General features: G+C 44.1%; 11 protein-coding genes. 8 read left to right on the plus strand and 3 right to left on the minus strand.

All coding sequences use genetic code 11. From position 1 onward, the window contains the following. Nucleotides 1-34 precede the first annotated feature (34 nt). From sucD to ACVBDY_RS03575, 8 genes are all read left to right on the plus strand, one after another. Nucleotides 35-907 (plus strand): succinate--CoA ligase subunit alpha, encoded by an 873-nt coding sequence (sucD, locus tag ACVBDY_RS03540; RefSeq protein WP_447174088.1) that lies wholly within the window; start codon nt 35-37, stop codon nt 905-907. 230 nt (nt 908-1,137) lie between these two features. Then, a complete protein-coding gene (locus ACVBDY_RS03545; RefSeq protein WP_447174089.1) occupies nt 1,138-4,098 on the plus strand; it encodes a M16 family metallopeptidase in 2,961 nt (986 codons plus the stop codon). Between the two features lie 247 nt (nt 4,099-4,345). Then, a complete protein-coding gene (fabG, locus tag ACVBDY_RS03550; protein ID WP_447174090.1) occupies nt 4,346-5,092 on the plus strand; it encodes a 3-oxoacyl-[acyl-carrier-protein] reductase in 747 nt (248 codons plus the stop codon). Between the two features lie 50 nt (nt 5,093-5,142). Next, on the plus strand, nt 5,143-7,164 hold the full coding sequence (locus tag ACVBDY_RS03555) for a vWA domain-containing protein (RefSeq protein ID WP_447174091.1): 2,022 nt from the start codon (nt 5,143-5,145) through the stop codon (nt 7,162-7,164). 79 nt (nt 7,165-7,243) lie between these two features. Beyond that, nucleotides 7,244-8,059: a prohibitin family protein gene (locus ACVBDY_RS03560; RefSeq protein ID WP_447174092.1), complete on the plus strand. Its 816-nt coding sequence runs from the start codon at nt 7,244-7,246 to the stop codon at nt 8,057-8,059. Between the two features lie 220 nt (nt 8,060-8,279). Further along, nucleotides 8,280-10,061, plus strand: coding sequence for a DNA polymerase III subunit gamma/tau (locus ACVBDY_RS03565; RefSeq protein WP_447174093.1), 1,782 nt, complete (start codon nt 8,280-8,282; stop codon nt 10,059-10,061). A gap of 49 nt (nt 10,062-10,110) precedes the next feature. Next, a complete protein-coding gene (murQ, locus tag ACVBDY_RS03570) occupies nt 10,111-10,929 on the plus strand; it encodes an N-acetylmuramic acid 6-phosphate etherase (RefSeq protein WP_447174094.1) in 819 nt (272 codons plus the stop codon). A gap of 16 nt (nt 10,930-10,945) precedes the next feature. After that, nucleotides 10,946-11,170 carry a DUF6095 family protein gene (locus tag ACVBDY_RS03575; protein WP_447174095.1) on the plus strand — a complete coding sequence of 75 codons (225 nt, stop codon included), beginning with the start codon at nt 10,946-10,948 and terminating at the stop codon, nt 11,168-11,170. Between the two features lie 67 nt (nt 11,171-11,237). On the opposite strand, the gene ACVBDY_RS03580 is transcribed toward ACVBDY_RS03575, so the two are convergent. The 3 genes from ACVBDY_RS03580 to ACVBDY_RS03590 form a co-directional block, all read right to left on the minus strand. Continuing rightward, nucleotides 11,238-14,486 carry a S41 family peptidase gene (locus ACVBDY_RS03580; protein ID WP_447174096.1) on the minus strand — a complete coding sequence of 1,083 codons (3,249 nt, stop codon included), beginning with the start codon at nt 14,484-14,486 and terminating at the stop codon, nt 11,238-11,240. Nucleotides 14,487-14,609: 123 nt separating this feature from the next. Then, nucleotides 14,610-16,454, minus strand: a complete 1,845-nt coding sequence (locus ACVBDY_RS03585; RefSeq protein ID WP_447174097.1) for a CocE/NonD family hydrolase — start codon at nt 16,452-16,454, stop codon at nt 14,610-14,612. Between the two features lie 101 nt (nt 16,455-16,555). Beyond that, complete coding sequence (locus tag ACVBDY_RS03590; RefSeq protein ID WP_447174098.1) at nt 16,556-18,514, minus strand: protein-disulfide reductase DsbD family protein; 1,959 nt, start codon at nt 18,512-18,514, stop codon at nt 16,556-16,558. Nucleotides 18,515-18,538: the final 24 nt, after the last annotated feature.

Raw genomic sequence — 18,538 nt, forward strand, 5'->3', positions numbered from 1 at the left:
TATTTTTGCATAGCCTATTAAAAATTCAAATATAATGAGTGTTTTAGTCAACAAGGATTCAAAAATAATTGTACAAGGTTTCACCGGCAGCGAAGGTACTTTCCACGCCGAACAAATGATAGAATACGGAACTAACGTAGTAGGTGGGGTAACCCCCGGAAAAGGAGGCCAGGAACACCTGGGCCGTCCTGTTTTCAATACGGTAAAAGACGCCGTGGAAAAAGCCGGAGCGGATACTTCCATCATCTTTGTTCCGCCTGCCTTTGCCGCAGATGCCATTATGGAGGCCGCCGATGCGGGTATTAAAGTTATCATTACCATCACAGAAGGTATTCCGGTAGCCGATATGATTACCGCTTCCAGCTACATTAAAGGTAAAGACTGCCGGCTGATAGGGCCTAACTGTCCGGGTGTCATTACTCCCGGAGAAGCCAAAGTAGGCATTATGCCAGGATTTGTTTTCAAGAAAGGAAATGTAGGTATCGTATCCAAATCAGGCACCCTTACTTACGAAGCTGCCGACCAGGTGGTTAGACAAGGATTGGGGATTACAACGGCAATTGGTATAGGAGGAGATCCGATTATCGGAACTACAACCAAAGAAGCCGTAGAACTGCTTATGAACGATCCGGAAACGGAATGTATCGTTATGATCGGGGAAATAGGCGGACAACTCGAAGCGGATGCCGCCTGGTGGATCAAAGAAAACGGTAACAAAAAACCTGTTGTCGGATTTATCGCCGGAGAAACTGCTCCCAAAGGAAGAACAATGGGCCATGCAGGCGCTATCGTAGGCGGTGCGGATGATACTGCGGAAGCCAAAAAACGTATTATGAAAGAATGTGGTATCCACGTAGTGAATTCTCCTGCGGAAATCGGTAAAAAAGTAGCCGAAGTTCTGGGATAAGCATTCCTTAAATAAAACTCCTGTTTTCAGGATATTCAAAATCCATTAGTCCGAATACTAATGGATTTTTCTTTTTTTATTAAATTTAACATCTTCTTTTTAAGGGATCTTAGTATACATTACTGTCTTTAAATAAGAAAAAGTTTGGGACTCCCCCCGATCCCGGGTGTATAACTATAATACACAGCGTTCACTTTAATCGTATCATATAACCAAACTATTCATACTTTATGAAAAAAGTAATCTTATTATTTATTGCGGTTGCTTTCGGTATCGCCGGCTGCAAAAAAACAACGGGAACCAAAGTAACGGTTTCCGAACACACAGACCCCAACGGATTCGTCTACGAAACGGTAAGCAACGATCCTACAAACCTTCGCCTTTATACTTTAGACAACGGCCTTAAGGTTTATCTCAGCAAAAATACGGATGAACCTAAAATTCAGACATTTATCGCCGTCAGAGCCGGTTCCGTTTATGACCCTTCGGACAATACCGGCCTTGCCCATTACCTGGAACACATGGTGTTTAAGGGGACCGACAAGATAGGTACACAAAACTGGGAAAAAGAACGTCCCCTGCTCGACGAAATATCCCGCTTGTATGAAGAACACAAAGCGGAAAAAGACCCGGAGAAGAAAAAAATTATTTACGGAAAAATTGACAGTGTTTCTCAGGAAGCATCAAAGATCTCCATCGCCAATGAATATGACAAAATGGTAAGTTCGCTTGGGGCAGAAGGCACAAATGCCTGGACTTCGAGTGAAGAGACCGTATATGTAAACAAAATCCCTTCGAACGAACTGGACAAATGGTTAATGCTGGAAAGCGAACGTTTCAGCCAACTGGTATTAAGGCTCTTCCATACCGAACTGGAAGCCGTGTATGAAGAATTCAACAGGTCTCAGGACAGTGATTCCAACAGGGCTTTTGAAAGTATGATGGATGCACTGTTTCCCACACATCCTTATGGGCAACAACCCACCATAGGTGTTTCCGAACATCTTAAAAACCCATCTATGGTGGCTATTCGCAACTATTTTGATAAATATTACGTACCAAACAATATGGCTGTAATACTTGTGGGAGATATTGATTTTGACGAAACGATTAAAAAAGTACAGGAGAACTTCGGGAAGTTCGGAGAAAAAGAAGTACAATATCCGAAAAGACCACAGGAAAATCCGATAAATTCACCAATTGAAAGAGAAGTATCCGGACCGGATTCGGAGAATGTTTCCCTTGCCTTCCGGGGCGCAGGGATAGGTTCCGAAGAACAAAACTATGTCACTTTAATAGATTATATCCTGGCCAACAGCACGGCCGGACTTATAGATCTGGACCTTAACCAACAGCAAAAAGTGCAAAGAGCAGGCTCATACACTTACTTTCAGAACGATTATGGTATACATGTCCTCGACGGCCACCCGAAATCCAACCAGTCTCTCGAAGAAGTCAGAGACCTGTTACTGGGTGAGATCGAAAAGATTAAAAAAGGGGAGTTTGACGACTGGATGCTCGAAGCGGTTGTAAATGACCTGAAATTATCAAAAATGCAACGATATGAGAACAGCAGCGCTGTAGCTTATGCCTATGTCAACGCCTTTGTTCATTTCCAGGATTGGGAAGACGAAGTGAAACAGCTCGACGAACTGAAAAAAATAACCAAACAGGGACTGATCGATTTTGCTAATGAATTTTATAAAGACAACTACGTTGTTGTTTACAAACGTCAGGGAGAAAACAAAAACCTGGTGAAGGTAGAAAATCCGGGGATCACACCGGTAGAACTCAACCGAGACAAACAATCAGGGTTCCTAAAAGATTTCAATAAAATAACCTCTTCTCCCATCCGGCCCGAGTATGTGGATTACGATTCGGCCATAAAGGAGACCCGACTGGATAATGGCGTGGAGGTATCCTATATAGAAAACAAGACCAACGACCTGGCCCAGATCAATTTCATTTTTGACATGGGAACGGATAATGATAAAAAACTTGGGGTTGCTGTTGGTTATCTCGAATATCTCGGAACAGATAAATACACTCCCGAAGCACTGAAAAAAGAGTTTTATAAGCTGGGGATCCGATACGGGGTAAGTTCGGGAAGCGACCGGTCTTATATCTATCTTTCCGGGCTTAAGGAAAATCTCCCGAAAGGACTGGAACTTCTGGAACATCTCTGGGACCATGCTGTTGCAGACCAGGAAACGTATAACAAGTACGTACAAAAGATAACCAAACAACGGGAAGAGGTTAAAAGTGACAAATCCTCCATCCTTTGGAGAGGACTGATGAGTTACGGCGAATACGGAGAAGAATCCCGACTTCGCGATATTTATACGTTGAAGGAATTACAGGAAACGGACCCGGAAGAACTGGTAGATCTCGTAAAACAGCTCAAACAATACAAGCACCGTATGTTTTATTACGGTAATGCAATCGAAGAAGCCGTAGCCGCACTGAATGAAAAACACAAAATTCCGGACGCATTAAAAGAATACCCGCAACCTAAAAAGTATATAGAAAAGGAGAATGGAGGTAACGTATACTTCGTAGATTATGACATGGTACAGGCCGAAATGCTGTTTTTGTCCAAAAGAGATACGTTTGACCCTGAAAAAATAGCCGCAGCAAACCTGTTCAACACTTATTTCGGCAGTGGGTTGTCTTCTATCCTCTTCCAGGAGATCCGGGAGTCTAAATCTTTAGCATATTCCGCTTTCTCTTCATATAGTAATGCCGGTAAAAAAGACGAGCCCGACTATGTATGGGCCTATATGGGTACACAGGCCAATAAGATGCCCGAAGCTGTAGATGCCATGATGGAACTTATGACCGATATGCCCGAAGCAGAAGAACAGTTTAACGCCGCCAAGGAATCCGTTCTAAAACAACTTGCCGCAAAACGCATCAACAAAACCAATATTTTCTGGAGTTACGAAGACCTCCGAAAAAAAGGCATAACCCACGATAACAGGCAAGAAATTTACAATACCATTAAGGATATGAGCCTGGAGGATCTGAAAAGCTTTTTCAATGAAAATATTAAGGGAGCTTCCTATGATATTATGGTTATCGGAAACAAGCAAGATATAGATATGCAGGCCCTCGGCAAACTGGGTAAAGTTACCGAGCTGGACGTGGATTACCTGTTCAATTTTGAAAAACCGGCACCCGTAAAATCATAATAATAAACTTCTTATGACAAATCCCCGCTAAATTGGCGGGGATTTTTGTTTTGTGCTATTTCTATTTGCTATATTTGGTCATTGCTTATCAGGTAAAAGACGGAAAGAATGGTAAATATATTACATATCATAAGCTCCGGCTTTTTGCATTTAGTCTCAAAAAAATAAACCAACTGATAATGTGCTCCGCGCATTCCGGTAGATCGGAAAAGGCGCCGACCTATTAAAAACGAATAAAAAATATCAGATGAAACTTTTAGAAGGAAAAACAGCTATTATTACAGGCGCAAGCAGGGGAATCGGAAAAGGCATTGCGCAGGTTTTTGCCCGGGAGGGCGCCAACGTTGCGTTTACGTACAGCTCTTCGGCTGAAGCCGCTGCCGAACTGGAAAAAGAACTCGTTTCTCTGGGAGTAAAAGCAAAAGGTTACAAAAGTAATGCAGCAAGCTTTGAAGAAGCTCAAAAACTGGCAGAAGATGTACTTGCCGAATTTGGCAGTATAGATATACTTATAAATAACGCGGGGATAACCAAAGACAATCTCCTGATGCGCATTTCCGAAGAAGATTTTGACAAGGTTATTGAGGTCAACCTCAAGTCCGTTTTTAATATGACCAAAGCCGTGCAGAGGACCATGCTGAAACAACGAAAAGGATCCATCATAAACATGAGTTCCGTTGTAGGTGTTAAAGGTAATGCCGGCCAAACCAACTATGCCGCTTCCAAGGCAGGTATTCTCGGTTTCACGAAGTCCGTAGCCCTCGAACTCGGCTCACGTAACATCCGTTGCAATGCCATAGCTCCCGGCTTTATAGAAACTGAAATGACCGCGGTACTCGAGGAAAAGACTGTTCAGGGATGGAGAGATGCCATTCCGTTAAAACGCGGTGGTACTCCCGAAGATGTAGCCAACGCCTGTGTTTTCCTGGCCTCTGACATGAGTGCTTATATCACCGGGCAGGTGCTCAATGTAGACGGAGGAATGCTTACCTGATTTCCGGGCGGAATATCTTTGTCCCAACACTTAATGAAACAAAGGATTAAATGTCGGTTATATACCTCATTATAGCGGGAGTAGTCGCACTACTCGCAGCAGTGTTCCAATACGGAAAAGCAAAAGGCAAGTCAAAAGAAAACTTGCTTTTTGCTTTTTTGCGTTTCCTGTCCGTATTTGCCATTCTGTTACTGCTTATCAATCCAAAATTCCGGAAAGTAACCGTTTATGAAGAAAAACCTGTCCTTGCTATTATCGCGGACAACTCCTCTTCCATCCCCTACCTTAACCGACAACAACACATACAGGAAATCATCTCGCAACTGAAACAAAACGGGAAACTCACAGAAAAATTCAGTTCCGATTACTATACTTTCGGAGAAAATCTGAAAAACTGGGATGTACTGTCCTTTGAAGAACGACACACCAATATAAGCGAAGCCCTGACTTCTCTGAAAGAAATTTACCGGGGAAAAAATGCCTCGATTATCCTCCTTACCGATGGTAATCAGACTTATGGCGAAGATTACACTTACACATCATTGAACTATCCTATGCCCGTATTTCCGGTGGCATTGGGAGACACAACTACCTATGATGACCTCAAGATACAAAGGCTCAACGTCAATAGATACGTATACTTAGGAAATAAATTCCCCGTAGAGATCATTCTTAACTACGAGGGAAAAACTGCGGTAAGTTCCACTTTTCACATTACGTCCGGAAACCGGACACTTTACAGTCAGAACGTCAATTTCTCTCCCGAAAAAAGATCGGAGATAATCCGGACACACCTCGACGCCGGCACCCGGGGATTACTCACTTTTCGGGCTGAAATATTACCTGTAAAAAACGAAAAAAACATTAAAAACAATTACAAAGAATTCGGTATAGAAGTCATTGACCAGAAAACAGAAGTCCTCATCCTTTCGGATATTGTGCATCCGGACCTCGGGGCGCTGAAGCGAAGTATCGAGTCCAATGAAGAACGTACCGTCACCATAAGTAAGCCCAACCTGGGAGGGAACCGTATTGACGATTACCAGCTTGTTATTCTCTATCAGCCAAACACTTCGTTTACCAATGCATTCCGGCAACTGGAAAAAACAGGAAAAAATACTTTTATTATCGGGGGAAAAAACACCGATTGGAATTTTCTGAACCGGATACAAAAAGATTTTTCGAGAAAACCGGGAAACCTCACTGAAGAAGTACAGGGTAGTTATAACGAAAGTTATTCCGTATTTGCTTCCGAAGATATCGGTTTTTCCCGCTATCCGCCCCTGCAGGCACCTTTCGGAGACATTGCCGTAAACATCTCCTATGAAACCATTTTATTTCAGAGGATCAATGGTGTAGTAACCAAAAACCCGTTACTTTTCACTACAGAAAAAGATAATAAAAAAATGGCCCTGCTCCTGGGAGAAGACATCTGGAGATGGAGAATGCAGGATTACCGGGACAATAGAAACTATGAAAAGTTCGATAAATTTATAAGTAAACTGGTATTCTATCTCGCGTCTGACAAAAAAAGGGACCGCCTCGAAACAGACTACGAAATCCTGTATGACGGTACTATTCCCGTGGTTATTACCGCACAGTATTTCGACAACAATTATATTTTTAACCCTGAAGCATCCTTGCGTATAGAAGTCAGGAGTAAGGATAGCGAAACCGAAAAAACCTACCCGATGTTGCTCCGCAACAATTATTACGCAGCGGACATGAGCGATCTGGAAGCAGGAGAATACACTTTTAAAATACGGGTCGAAGGTGAAAATATACAACGGTCCGGACAATTCCGAATACTGGAATTCGACGTGGAACAACAATACGGGAATGCGGATATCCGTAAACTGCAAACTCTTGCCGGAAATTCAACGGGAAAACTATTTTACGATACACAAACCGAAAACCTGCAAGCTAATCTCATGGAAGACGAAAGGTTTAAACCCGTGCAGAAAAGTAAAGAAAATATCGTACCTTTGGTAGATTGGAAAATCCTGCTGTTTCTTATTGTACTGTTACTTTCGGCAGAATGGTTTCTCAGAAAATACAAAGGGCTTATTTAAGGTAAAAAGCAAACAAGCCGAATAATTCCCCCACAAAGCAGACCAATTACGGACTAAATAATCACAAACTATATAGAAAATGGACAGATTACCAAAAATAGGCTTACCTATTATTATAGGTGTTGTAATTCTAATAATTCTCATTTTTAAATCCACCACAAGCATAGATTCCGGAAAGGCCGGAGTATTGTACAAGACATTCGGAGGTGGTGTTGTCACGGACGAACCTCCCTTGGGTGAAGGCTTTCATTGGGTTTTACCCTGGAATAAAGTCCATGTATACAATGTAAGACAACAGGAACTTTCTGAAAAAATGCAAGTGCTCTCCTCAAACGGATTGCAAATTGGACTGGATGCCACAGCATGGCATCAGCCTGTTAGAGAACAATTAGGCTCCCTGCACCAGGAAAGAGGAGAAGGCTATATCACTGATGTCATTCTCCCGGCAATCCGGTCGGCGGCCAGAAGTGTAGTGGGGAGATACACCCCGGAGCAGTTGTATTCTACCAAAAGAGATGCCATTCAGGAAGAGATATTTGAAGAGACCAAGAAAATACTGGACAAACAATACGTGCAGTTAAATGAAATCCTGGTCCGGGACATCACCCTGCCTCCTACCATCAAAACTGCGATTGAAACAAAATTAAAGCAGGAACAGGAAACCCTTGAATATGAATTCCGATTGGAAAAAGCTGAAAAAGAAGCCGAACGCCAACGCATAGATGCTGAGGGTAAAGCCGCTGCCAACAAGATACTAAGTGCCTCCCTGACGGATAAAGTACTCCAGGAAAAGGGTATACAGGCCACTATAGAACTTTCCAAATCTCCGAATTCGAAGGTAATTGTTATCGGCTCCGGGAAAGATGGAATGCCCATTATTCTTGGGAACCAGTGATATAAATCATTTCTCTTCGTACATAAATACTTTGATGTCTCGCCTTTGTGCGGGACATTTTTGTTTATACTTTTCATCTATGATCTATAATTCGCGGTGCCTCGTTGCTGGTTTATCCCTGTTTCATTCATAAACTTTATTAACAATTCCCGGTAAAAAAACCCTCTCTTCCCCTAAAATATAAACGCAATTTTTATCTTTGTGAAGTAAATATTTTTCTATGGAGCAATTTGTGGTTTCTGCGCGTAAATACCGTCCCCAGACATTCAAGGATGTCGTAGGACAACAAGCCATTACCAACACCCTGCTGAACGCCATAGATAACAATCACCTCGCACAGGCTTTGCTGTTTTGCGGCCCGAGAGGGGTTGGAAAAACCACCTGTGCCCGTATTCTGGCAAAAAAGATCAACCAGGACGGTGTGGAAAATCCGGAAGAGGATTTTGCCTTTAACATTTTTGAACTCGATGCGGCTTCCAATAACTCGGTAGACGATATCCGGAACCTTATCGACCAGGTCCGTATACCTCCGCAGACCGGAAAATATAAAGTGTATATTATAGATGAGGTGCATATGCTCTCTCAGGCGGCTTTCAATGCTTTTCTGAAAACCCTTGAAGAACCGCCGAAGCATGCCATTTTTATCCTGGCAACCACAGAAAAACACAAGATCATACCAACGATTCTTTCCCGTTGCCAGATTTTTGACTTTAAGCGCATTACCGTAAGGGATGCCGCCGAATATTTAAAGTATATTGCCGAAAACCAGGGCATAGAAGCAGAAGATGATGCCCTTCACATTATAGCACAGAAAGCTGACGGGGCCATGCGCGATGCCTTGTCGATATTTGACCGGGTAGTAAGTTTCTCCGGAAAATCCCTAACCCGCCAGGCAGTTACGGAGAACCTTAATGTACTGGATTATGACACCTATTTTAAGGCGACCGACCTCATACTGGAAAACAATATTCCGCAATTACTCGTAGATTTTAACGAAACCCTGGCAAGAGGTTTTGACGGCCACCATTTTATTGCCGGACTGGCCTCCCATTTCCGTGACCTGATGGTTTGTAAAAATGAAGCCACCATTCCACTACTGGAAGTCGGTAATGAAGCGAAACAGCGTTACCTGGAACAATCCCGGAAAGCATCCATGCCCTTCCTCATGAAAGGAATAGAACTGGCAAACACCTGCGATCTCAATTACAAAACGAGCAAAAACCAGAGACTGCTCGTAGAACTTAGCCTAATGCAGCTTGCCTCCATCACTTTCGATGGAGAAAAAAAAAATGACACACACTTCATAATTCCCCCATCTCATTTCCGGCAAAACGGAACTGTGGACAAAAAAGCGATCACATCTACCCCTGTGGAGAAAACAGTACCCGGACAAAATAATTCCGCTCCGGTTACCACAGTCACCGTTCCGAAAACAGAAACAGAAAATACCGTTACATCCCAGGCCCAGGAAACTTTTACCACAGTACAGGAACCTAGGCATGACAGCCCGGTACAGAGCAACACTATAGATATCCGTAAAAAACACGTTTCCGGATTATCCCTGTCCAGCATCAGAGCGAAAAAAGAACTGGAAAAGAACAAAAAGGAAACCCATGTAGACGAATCTAAACTGCCGCGGGAATCTTTTACCGAAGAAGAAATGCAGGAGACCTGGGACAACTATGTGAAAATGATGAATGATAAGGGAAAAAAGATCATAGCTTCCAACCTGGCAACGGACCGGCCCAAACTGAAAAATGACAATACCATATGGATCGAATTGCCTAACGACACCATGAAAAAGGAAGTGGAACGGGACCAGTTCCCGCTCATGGAATACCTAAAAACAGAACTTCGGAACCACTTCATAAGCCTGCAGGTTACCGTAAATGAAAAGATCGAACGAAAATATGCATTCACTCCCCAGGAAAAATATGTCAAACTCATGCAAACCAATCCTTTGATAGAAACTCTTCGCAAAGAATTTGACCTCGATATCTAAAACATCCGAAGCGAATTAAGAAATAATATATCGCACTCATATACGTACTATGGATTTTATAAAAACCACGGAACAGGACTCCAACTACCGCAATTTGGAAAAAATGTCGGTAAACGAGATCCTGGCCAATATAAACAAAGAAGACAAAACTGTTCCCCTGGCCGTTGAAAAAGCAATTCCCCAAATAGAGGCCCTGGTCGAACAAATAGCGAAGAGATTGAAAAACGGCGGACGCCTTTTTTATATCGGCGCGGGAACTAGTGGCAGACTGGGTATCCTCGATGCTTCGGAATGTCCGCCTACATTCGGAGTCTCCCATCAATTGGTAATGGGGCTTATTGCCGGTGGTGATACAGCCATACGCAAAGCTGTGGAAAATGCGGAGGACAGCAGGGAACAGGCCTGGGAAGACCTATCCGAATACGATATTTCTTCCCTGGACGTAGTTATCGGTATCGCTGCATCCGGCACTACCCCCTACGTCATAGGCGGGTTGGAGGCATGTAATAAAAACGGTATCCTTACCGGCTGTATAACCTGTAATGAAGGTAGCCCCCTCTCTCTCGTAGCACAATATCCTGTTGTAGCTATTGTGGGCCCGGAATTTGTTACCGGGAGTTCCCGTATGAAGGCCGGGACAGCACAAAAACTGATCCTGAATATGATCTCTACCACCGCTATGATACAATTAGGACGTGTTAAAGGAAATAAAATGGTGGATATGCAACTGAGCAATATAAAGCTCGTAGATCGCGGGGTAAGAATGCTCATGGAAGAACTGACTGTACCCAGGGAAGAAGCCGAAAGCCTTTTGAACAGGTATAAAAACGTAAGGAGCGCGATAAAAGCGTACCTATCTGAAAAATAACCGAAAAAACAAGACCTTGAGACGAACAGACCGAAAACTATTCCTGAAAAGCCTTAAATATTTCGCTTACACCCTCATGCTGATGTTCGGCGCTCCTATAATTATTTACCAGGCCTTCAAAAACCAGGAACATTCGTTTTACTGGCCGGTACTGATCCTGGGACTTCTTGCGGCCATAGGGGCTATTGTTATGGCTTTTATAAGCCTCCGGATCATGATGAGATCCTTTTTCGGCGACTAAAAAGAACTCCGCCTCTTTCTGGTATAAAACGGGAAAGGACGGAGTATATCATTTTGAAATATTGTGTTTACTTTTTCACCCGAACAGGGTAAGCAGGCCGTTCCATTTTTTTAGGAGGATTTGCCTTTAATTCCTTCATCACTTCATCAATAGCCCTTTCCAGTTGCGGATCTTTTCCCTGTATAACCTGCTCGGGCCATTGCTCCACTTCAATATCGGGAGCTACCCCTTCGTTTTCAACCCGGAAGCCTTCTTCGCTATAAAAAGCAACATTCGGTGCGGTTACCGATCCCCCGTCAATAAATTCGGGAAAGCCCAGTATCCCTACCAGTCCGCCCCAGGTACGTTTACCTATAAGTTTCCCTAATTTAAACTTACGGAACATCCACGGCAGAAAATCCCCTCCGGACCCGGCTGTTTCGTCAATCAGCATTACTTTGGGCCCTTGTATGGAAGCACTGGGCGATTTCAGATCCATGCCGTAACGGAAATTCCAATAGGCCTGTACCGGCCTCTTAAGGATATCTATATAATAATCCGCCAGGTAGCCCCCACCGTTAAATCGTTCGTCGATAATAATCGCTTTTTTATTAGCCTGGGGAAAGAAATACCGCTTAAAATATTCGTGTCCGGCATCTGCCGTATTCGGCACATACACATAGGCTACTTGTCCATCGGTCGCTTCGTGTACTTTTTTCATATTACTTTCTACCCAGTCCCGGTTCCTCAAAGCCCATTCCCAGGCTATGGGAGTGACTTTGACTTCCCTGGCACCGGATTGGCTATCGGAACTGTTCACCGTCAGCGTCACAATTTTATCGGCAGTATTTTCAAAAAAGCTGTAAAGGTTATCTTGGGCTGTTACTTCTTTGCCATTCACCGCAAGAAGATAATCTCCTTCACGGACATCCACTCCGGGTTCGGTCAACGGAGATCTCATTTCAGGGTTCCAGTTAAGTCCTCCGTATATTTTCTTGAAACTATAACGGTTACCTGCCACTTCATAATCGGCGCCCAGTAATCCGCCTTGTACGGATTCCGGCTTGTGCAAACGGTCTCCTGTACTTTGAAAACGGTGATGCCCGACGGCAAGTTCGCTGAACATCCATTCCATTACCCGGTACAGGTCACTACGACAGGAAAGGTCAGGCAGGAATATCCGGTATTTTTCCCGCATGGCCTCCCAGTCTGCCCCCTGCATTCCCGGATCGTAGAAATAATCGCGGTTCACCCTCCAGGCTTCTTCAAAAATATTGTTCCATTCGGCTACCGGGTCTATCTTAACCTGTATAGCATCTACATTCAGACTACCGTTTTCCGGTTTTTTCCCCATATCAGTTATTCCCCATTTTCCCTTACTCCGATACAACATTTTTTCACCTTTGGCGGCAATTACATAAGCATCCGCTTCCATAATTCCCTCATCTTTTCTTTCCTTCAGGTCATATTTATGCAGCATGGCGGGCCCACCATGAGGAGCCCGTGCCAGGTAGAAGAGTTCTCCCTCTTTGGCTATACCAAGATCAGCATACATCCCTGCCGGTACAGGAATGTCCACAATACGATGTTCTATCCCCTCCCAATCTATCTTCTGCGGAACGGCACTTTCTTTCTCTTCTTCTTTCTCATCTTTGTCATCCTTTTTATCCGTCTTATCCTCCCCGGTTTCCTCCACATCATTTTCGCGGGCAAAAGGTGACCTTACGTCTTTTTGCAGGGTAACAAGATATATGGAACTGTTCATCTCCATATCTATTGAAGACTGATCAAACCAGTTCAATACCGGACCCGCATCCGTTGAGGCCAGCATGTACAAATACTTGCCGGAAGGATCAAATACGGGACTGGAAACACTGGACAATCCGTCGGAAAGCGGATAAGATTTTCCGTCTTTTACCGAATATAGGTATGCTCTTTCAAAGTGGGTATCGGTAATTACCGTATAAGCGATCCAGTCGGAATCTGCAGACCAATCACCGAACAATTCCCGGAAAGCTCCCGGAACATATCGTTCGTCCGAAGCGATTTTTGTCACTCTACCGGATGCGGCATCCGCGAGATAAAAGTTTCTTCCGTTATCTGAAAAACACAGTTTTTTACTATCGGGAGACCAGTGAATATAGGCATAAAATCCGGTTCCCCCCGGTTTGATCACCTTCGCTTCTCCTTTTCCTTCTTTATTCTTGATATGCAATGCGTATTCCCCGCTTGCATCGGAAAAATATGCTATGGATTTTCCGTCCGGTGACCATTCCGGATTTTTTTCGTGTACTCCAGGGGTATTGGTTATATTCAACGGATCTCCTTTTTTGGCCGGTACGGTCACGATTTCTCCGCGAAAATCTACAACTGCCCGGGCCCCTGATGGTGAGACAGAGGCGCTTCGGACATAGTTCGCGCCGGATACAAATCGCTTACGCAGTTCCAACAGGTCTGTACCTATGCCTATTTTAAGACGCTTGCTATCACTACTGACCACATCATAAACATGAAGATATCCTGACTGTTCATAGATCACTTGCCCGTTGTGCGCATGCAGGCTCATTACCGGAAAATCTTTATAATCGGTCAGTTGTTTTACTTCTTTCGTATCCGTATCATAGGAAAAGAGGTTAAATTCGCCGTTCCTGTCACTGCGGAAGTAGATTTTCGATCCCATCCATCCCGGATTGGTATCGTTACACCCACCGGCCGGTTTCGGGATTTCCACTACAGAATGATCACCTGTATCATAAAGCCATATCCGTGAAATGGTACCTCCCCTATAGTGTTTCCATTGGGTGAATACATCCCTTAAAGGTGTATAGGCAATATGTCCGCCGTCCGGTGCGTACGTGGCCCAGAAGGCATTGGGAATATCCAGCTGCGTTACCTTTCCGCCATCCACACCAACGGTAAACAACTGGGTGTACCGGTTGGTAAAAGTATTCCGTTGAGAGGCAAAAAGAACGTTTTTCCCATCGGGAGAAAACCCTCTTACCATATCATTGTAGGGGTGCCAGGTAAGCCGTCGCGGTACGCCCCCGGTTACGGGAACTATATATACATCGGTATTGCCGTCATATTCGGCGTTAAAGGCTATCATGGAACCGTCAGGGGAAAAAACCGGGGCGGACTCCACACCCTCATCTATAGTCAATCTAAGCGGATTGGAGCCGTCTTTACCAGCAACCCAAAGATCTTCGGCATAGATGAACGCTATATGGGTGTCGCTCATTGCGGGCTGGGATAAAAGCCGGGTGTCTTCCGGATCGGGGGCACTCTTTAGGAGGAAAATGTTCAGAGCAATTAATAAAATGGACAGCATTGTTTTCATATGTATTTTCATGGTCGGTTATTAAAATTTGATGGTAAGAATCAGAAGCCGGTAAAGGCCTCAAAAACAGTACCCGAAGCCACTGGGAGGAGTCCCTGGGCTTCGGGTATAGCAGTCTATAGATTATTCGTTTTCTTTTAAAACGGTAAACTCAATGGAAGAGGAATTATATACCCTGTGGGTTTGCTTTTGAAAATCTTCCTTTTTAGCGTAGAAAATATTGTCTACATAGGTTTGCGGGTTCAGGTCGATCAGGGGAAACCATGTACTCTGTACCTGCACTTGTATTTTGTGTCCTTTTTTAAAGGTGTGGAACACATCCTGCAATTTTACGTTTACATCGGTCACTTCATCCGGTACGAACGGTTCCGGTTTTTCAAAGCTATTGCGGAAACGACCACGCATCACTTCACTGCGCACCATCATATGGTAATTACTCATTTTCAGGTAATCTTGTGTTTCTTCGTAATCTTCCGCATCCGGGGGAAATACGTCGATCACCTTGACGATCCAGTCGGCATCGGTCCCGGTGGTGGACACTTTCAGCCTGGCAAGAATATCCCCGGCCAGTGTCATATCTTCTTCCAAAACTCCGGTTTCAAAAACCAGCACATCCGGTCTTCGCGCTGCAAAACGCTGATCGTCCGTCATATATTTTCTGGGGGTAAAGACCACTTTAATATCTTCGGAATAAGGTACCGGTTTTTTGGGGTCGCTTATGAATTCCTGATACGAAAACTCCATAGTCATTACTTGTGACAGACTTTGATTCCTTCCCATACCATACACTTCTTTGCTGGTATTTTCCGGTGGCCAGGTATCGAATTTCTGCCATTCGTGTTTCCCGGTATCAAACATATACGCTTCGGGCAGACCGGAATTCTTGTCCCCACTTCCTTTCAGGAAATGATCAAAGAATTTTGTCTCTATCTCTTCCTGGTAAAATTTGGATATATCATCACCGAAATACACATTACCTATGGCCTGACGTTTGTTTAACCTTATCCAGTCGCCGTGGCTCCACGGTCCCATAACGATAGTATTATAATTGTCACTGCTCTTCATAGTCTTGTAAGTGGACAACGGTCCGTAAAGGTCTTCCGCATCGAACCATCCTCCCACTACCATTACGGCAGGTTTTATATCCTTCAGATGCTGGATAATACCTCTCGGCTTCCAGAAATCATCGTAATTCGGATGGTCTTTTAACTGCTGCCAGAACACATTATCTTCCTTATAGTATTTGTCCAGGTTAGACAACGGGCCCGCATCCAGGAAAAACTGGTACTGGTCCTGTGTACCCAGGTCCGGAAGTTCGTACCAGGCTTCGGTAGTGGGCTTGTCTTTCATATGCCCGAACAACGGGGTTACTCTCCAGTAACTCAACATGTAAGCCCCGTTATGATGAAAATCATCAAAGAAAAAATCTCCTATAGGAGCCTGCGGGGATACGGCTTTCAGTGCAGAATGCGCGTCGAGAAGGCTATACGTAGAATAAAATCCGGGATACGAACCTCCCCATACACCTACACGGCCGTTATTGTTGTCTACATTCTTTACCAGCCAGTCGATCGTGTCGTAGGTGTCGGAAGCTTCATCGGTCTGTTTCCCTTTTTTATTGGGAATATAAGCTCTCATGTTGTCATATACCCCTTCGCTATTCCAACGGCCTCTTACATCCTGGTACACGATAATGTACCCTTCTTTCATCATGGTTTCGTTAGGCCCTATTTTGGAACGATATTGTCCCTCTACGTAAGGTGCACAGCTATAGGGCGTACGTTGGAGAACAACCGGATATTTTTTGGATTTGTCCTTTGGACTGTAGATCGTAACGTGAAGTTTAATACCATCGCGCATGGTAATGGCCACTTCCTGCTTATCGTAATGTGCCTTTACATCATATTCCTGCGCTATACAGGAGATAAAGACAAATAATGTAAATAACAGAACGGAAAATTTCTTCATTGTTAGAATTTTATTTGTGTAATGCATTAGAAAAGAGTAAATATATAACAAAAAAAGCACGGTTATCCCCGTACTTTTCCTGTTTTGTAAAAAAGGCGTTCTTATTTAACACTTTCTGCTCCGGTCTTCAACCAGTCGTGATAGGTGTCCGTATCCGTATACTGTTGTGGTGGTCCGAGCAATTCCATATCGGGGGTCATGATAATGTAATAAGGCTGTGATGCCGTGTGGAAGTTAATGGACTGGAAGGTCGCCCACTTCTCCCCGATGGTCCGGATTTTCTTCACCCGTCCGGATTCCAGTTGATAATTAAACTGTTTTTCTTCCGGGAGTTCCTTACGGTCATCTACATAGAGGGAAATAAGCACGTAATCATTCTTCAGAATTTCATACACTTTAGGAACACTCCATACGTTTTCTTCCATCTTCCGGCAATTTACACAGGCCCAGCCGGTAAAGTCCAGCAAAATGGGTTTATTATTCGCTTTCGCGTATTCCAGGCCTTCATCAAAATCCTTAAAACAATTCAGTCCCAGGGGACAATCACTTTCCTGCTGTTTTACACTGTAGAATGTAGGGGGTGGGAAACCGCTGAGCAGTTTGAGATGACCTCCGAATATTCCTGAGATCAGGTAGATCACAAAAGCGGTTACCAGAACGCCTGTACTCACCCTTAAAAAGCTGAGTTTCTTCAACGGACCGTCGTGCGGGAACCTGATCTTCCCGAAAAGATAAAGGGCCATCAGGGCAAAAATTACCACCCATATACCTATAAATATCTCCCGTTTCAGTATACCCCAGTGTTGTACGAGATCTGCATTGGAGAGAAACTTAAAGGCCAGGGCAAGTTCCATGAATCCAAGTATCACTTTTACCGTGGTCATCCATCCTCCGGAACGCGGCAGGGAATTGAGCCAGTTCGGAAAAAGAGCGAAAAGAGCAAAAGGTAAGGCCAGTGCAAAACCAAAACCGGTAATCCCGGCAGTAAGTTGTGTGGCTCCTCCTTCTGCTGTGAGCGATCCTACCAATAACGATCCTAAAATAGGACCGGTACAGGAGAAAGAGACTATAGCCAAAGTCAATGCCATAAAAAAGATGCCGATAACCCCTCCCATACCCGAGGCCGAATCCATCTTATTACCCCACGAACTGGGAAGGGTAAGCTCATAATACCCGAAGAAGGAAAAGGCAAAGAACACAAAAATGACAAAGAAGGCTATATTAAGCCATACGTTTGTAGAAATGGTATTGAGTATTTCGGGATCGAGGGAATCCAGAAAGTGGAATGGCAGACTTAGCAATACATAGATCAACACTATGAATACGCCGTAAAGTATGGCATTGGAAATTCCTTTCTTCCGGGTTCCGGACTGCTTCGTAAAAAACGAAACGGTAAGCGGTATCATAGGGAATACACAGGGAGTCAGTAACGCCAGTAAGCCTCCCAGGAACCCCAGGATGAAAATCCCGGCCAGGCTGTTGCCACCTCCCTCTCCTTGCTCTTCTCCTTTCAGTAGTTCCGGGTTTTTCAGGTCCAGTTTCAGTTTTTTGGAAAGCAGGGCGCTTTTTTCGTCCACTTCCAGTTGTTTTACCGCCGCTTTTCCTCCATCCAGGGAAAAGGCGAGGTCCGCATCGGAGAAGATACAACTTTTGTCATCGCAGGCTTGGTATTCCACCAGCCCCTGTATGGCCTTAACTTCCGGATTGCGTAATTTTACCTTTTGTTTAAATACGGCCTTCCCGTCAAAATAGGAAAGTTCCATATCAAAAATATTGTCGTATTCCGTGTGAGCTTCACTTTCCAGGATACCTCCTTCCAGTTCAAAATCCTCTCCTGCTCCTTCAAAGTTAAAAGAAGTCGGAATGGGGCCGCCTTCGGGAATACTTGTTGTGTACAGGTGCCAGTTTTCTACAATGGAAGCTGTGATGACCAGTTCGTACTCCGTATCCGAAATCTTCTCTACGGAAGTATCCCAGTTTACTTTCTCGGCCTGTGCCAGTATCTTAGGAGAAAAGGTTATAAAAAACAATCCGATCAGGATGGGAAAAATATGTTTCATTATCAGATATTAGATTTTAGAAGT

The sequence above is a fragment of the Sinomicrobium halophytocola genome (genome assembly GCF_052983395.1).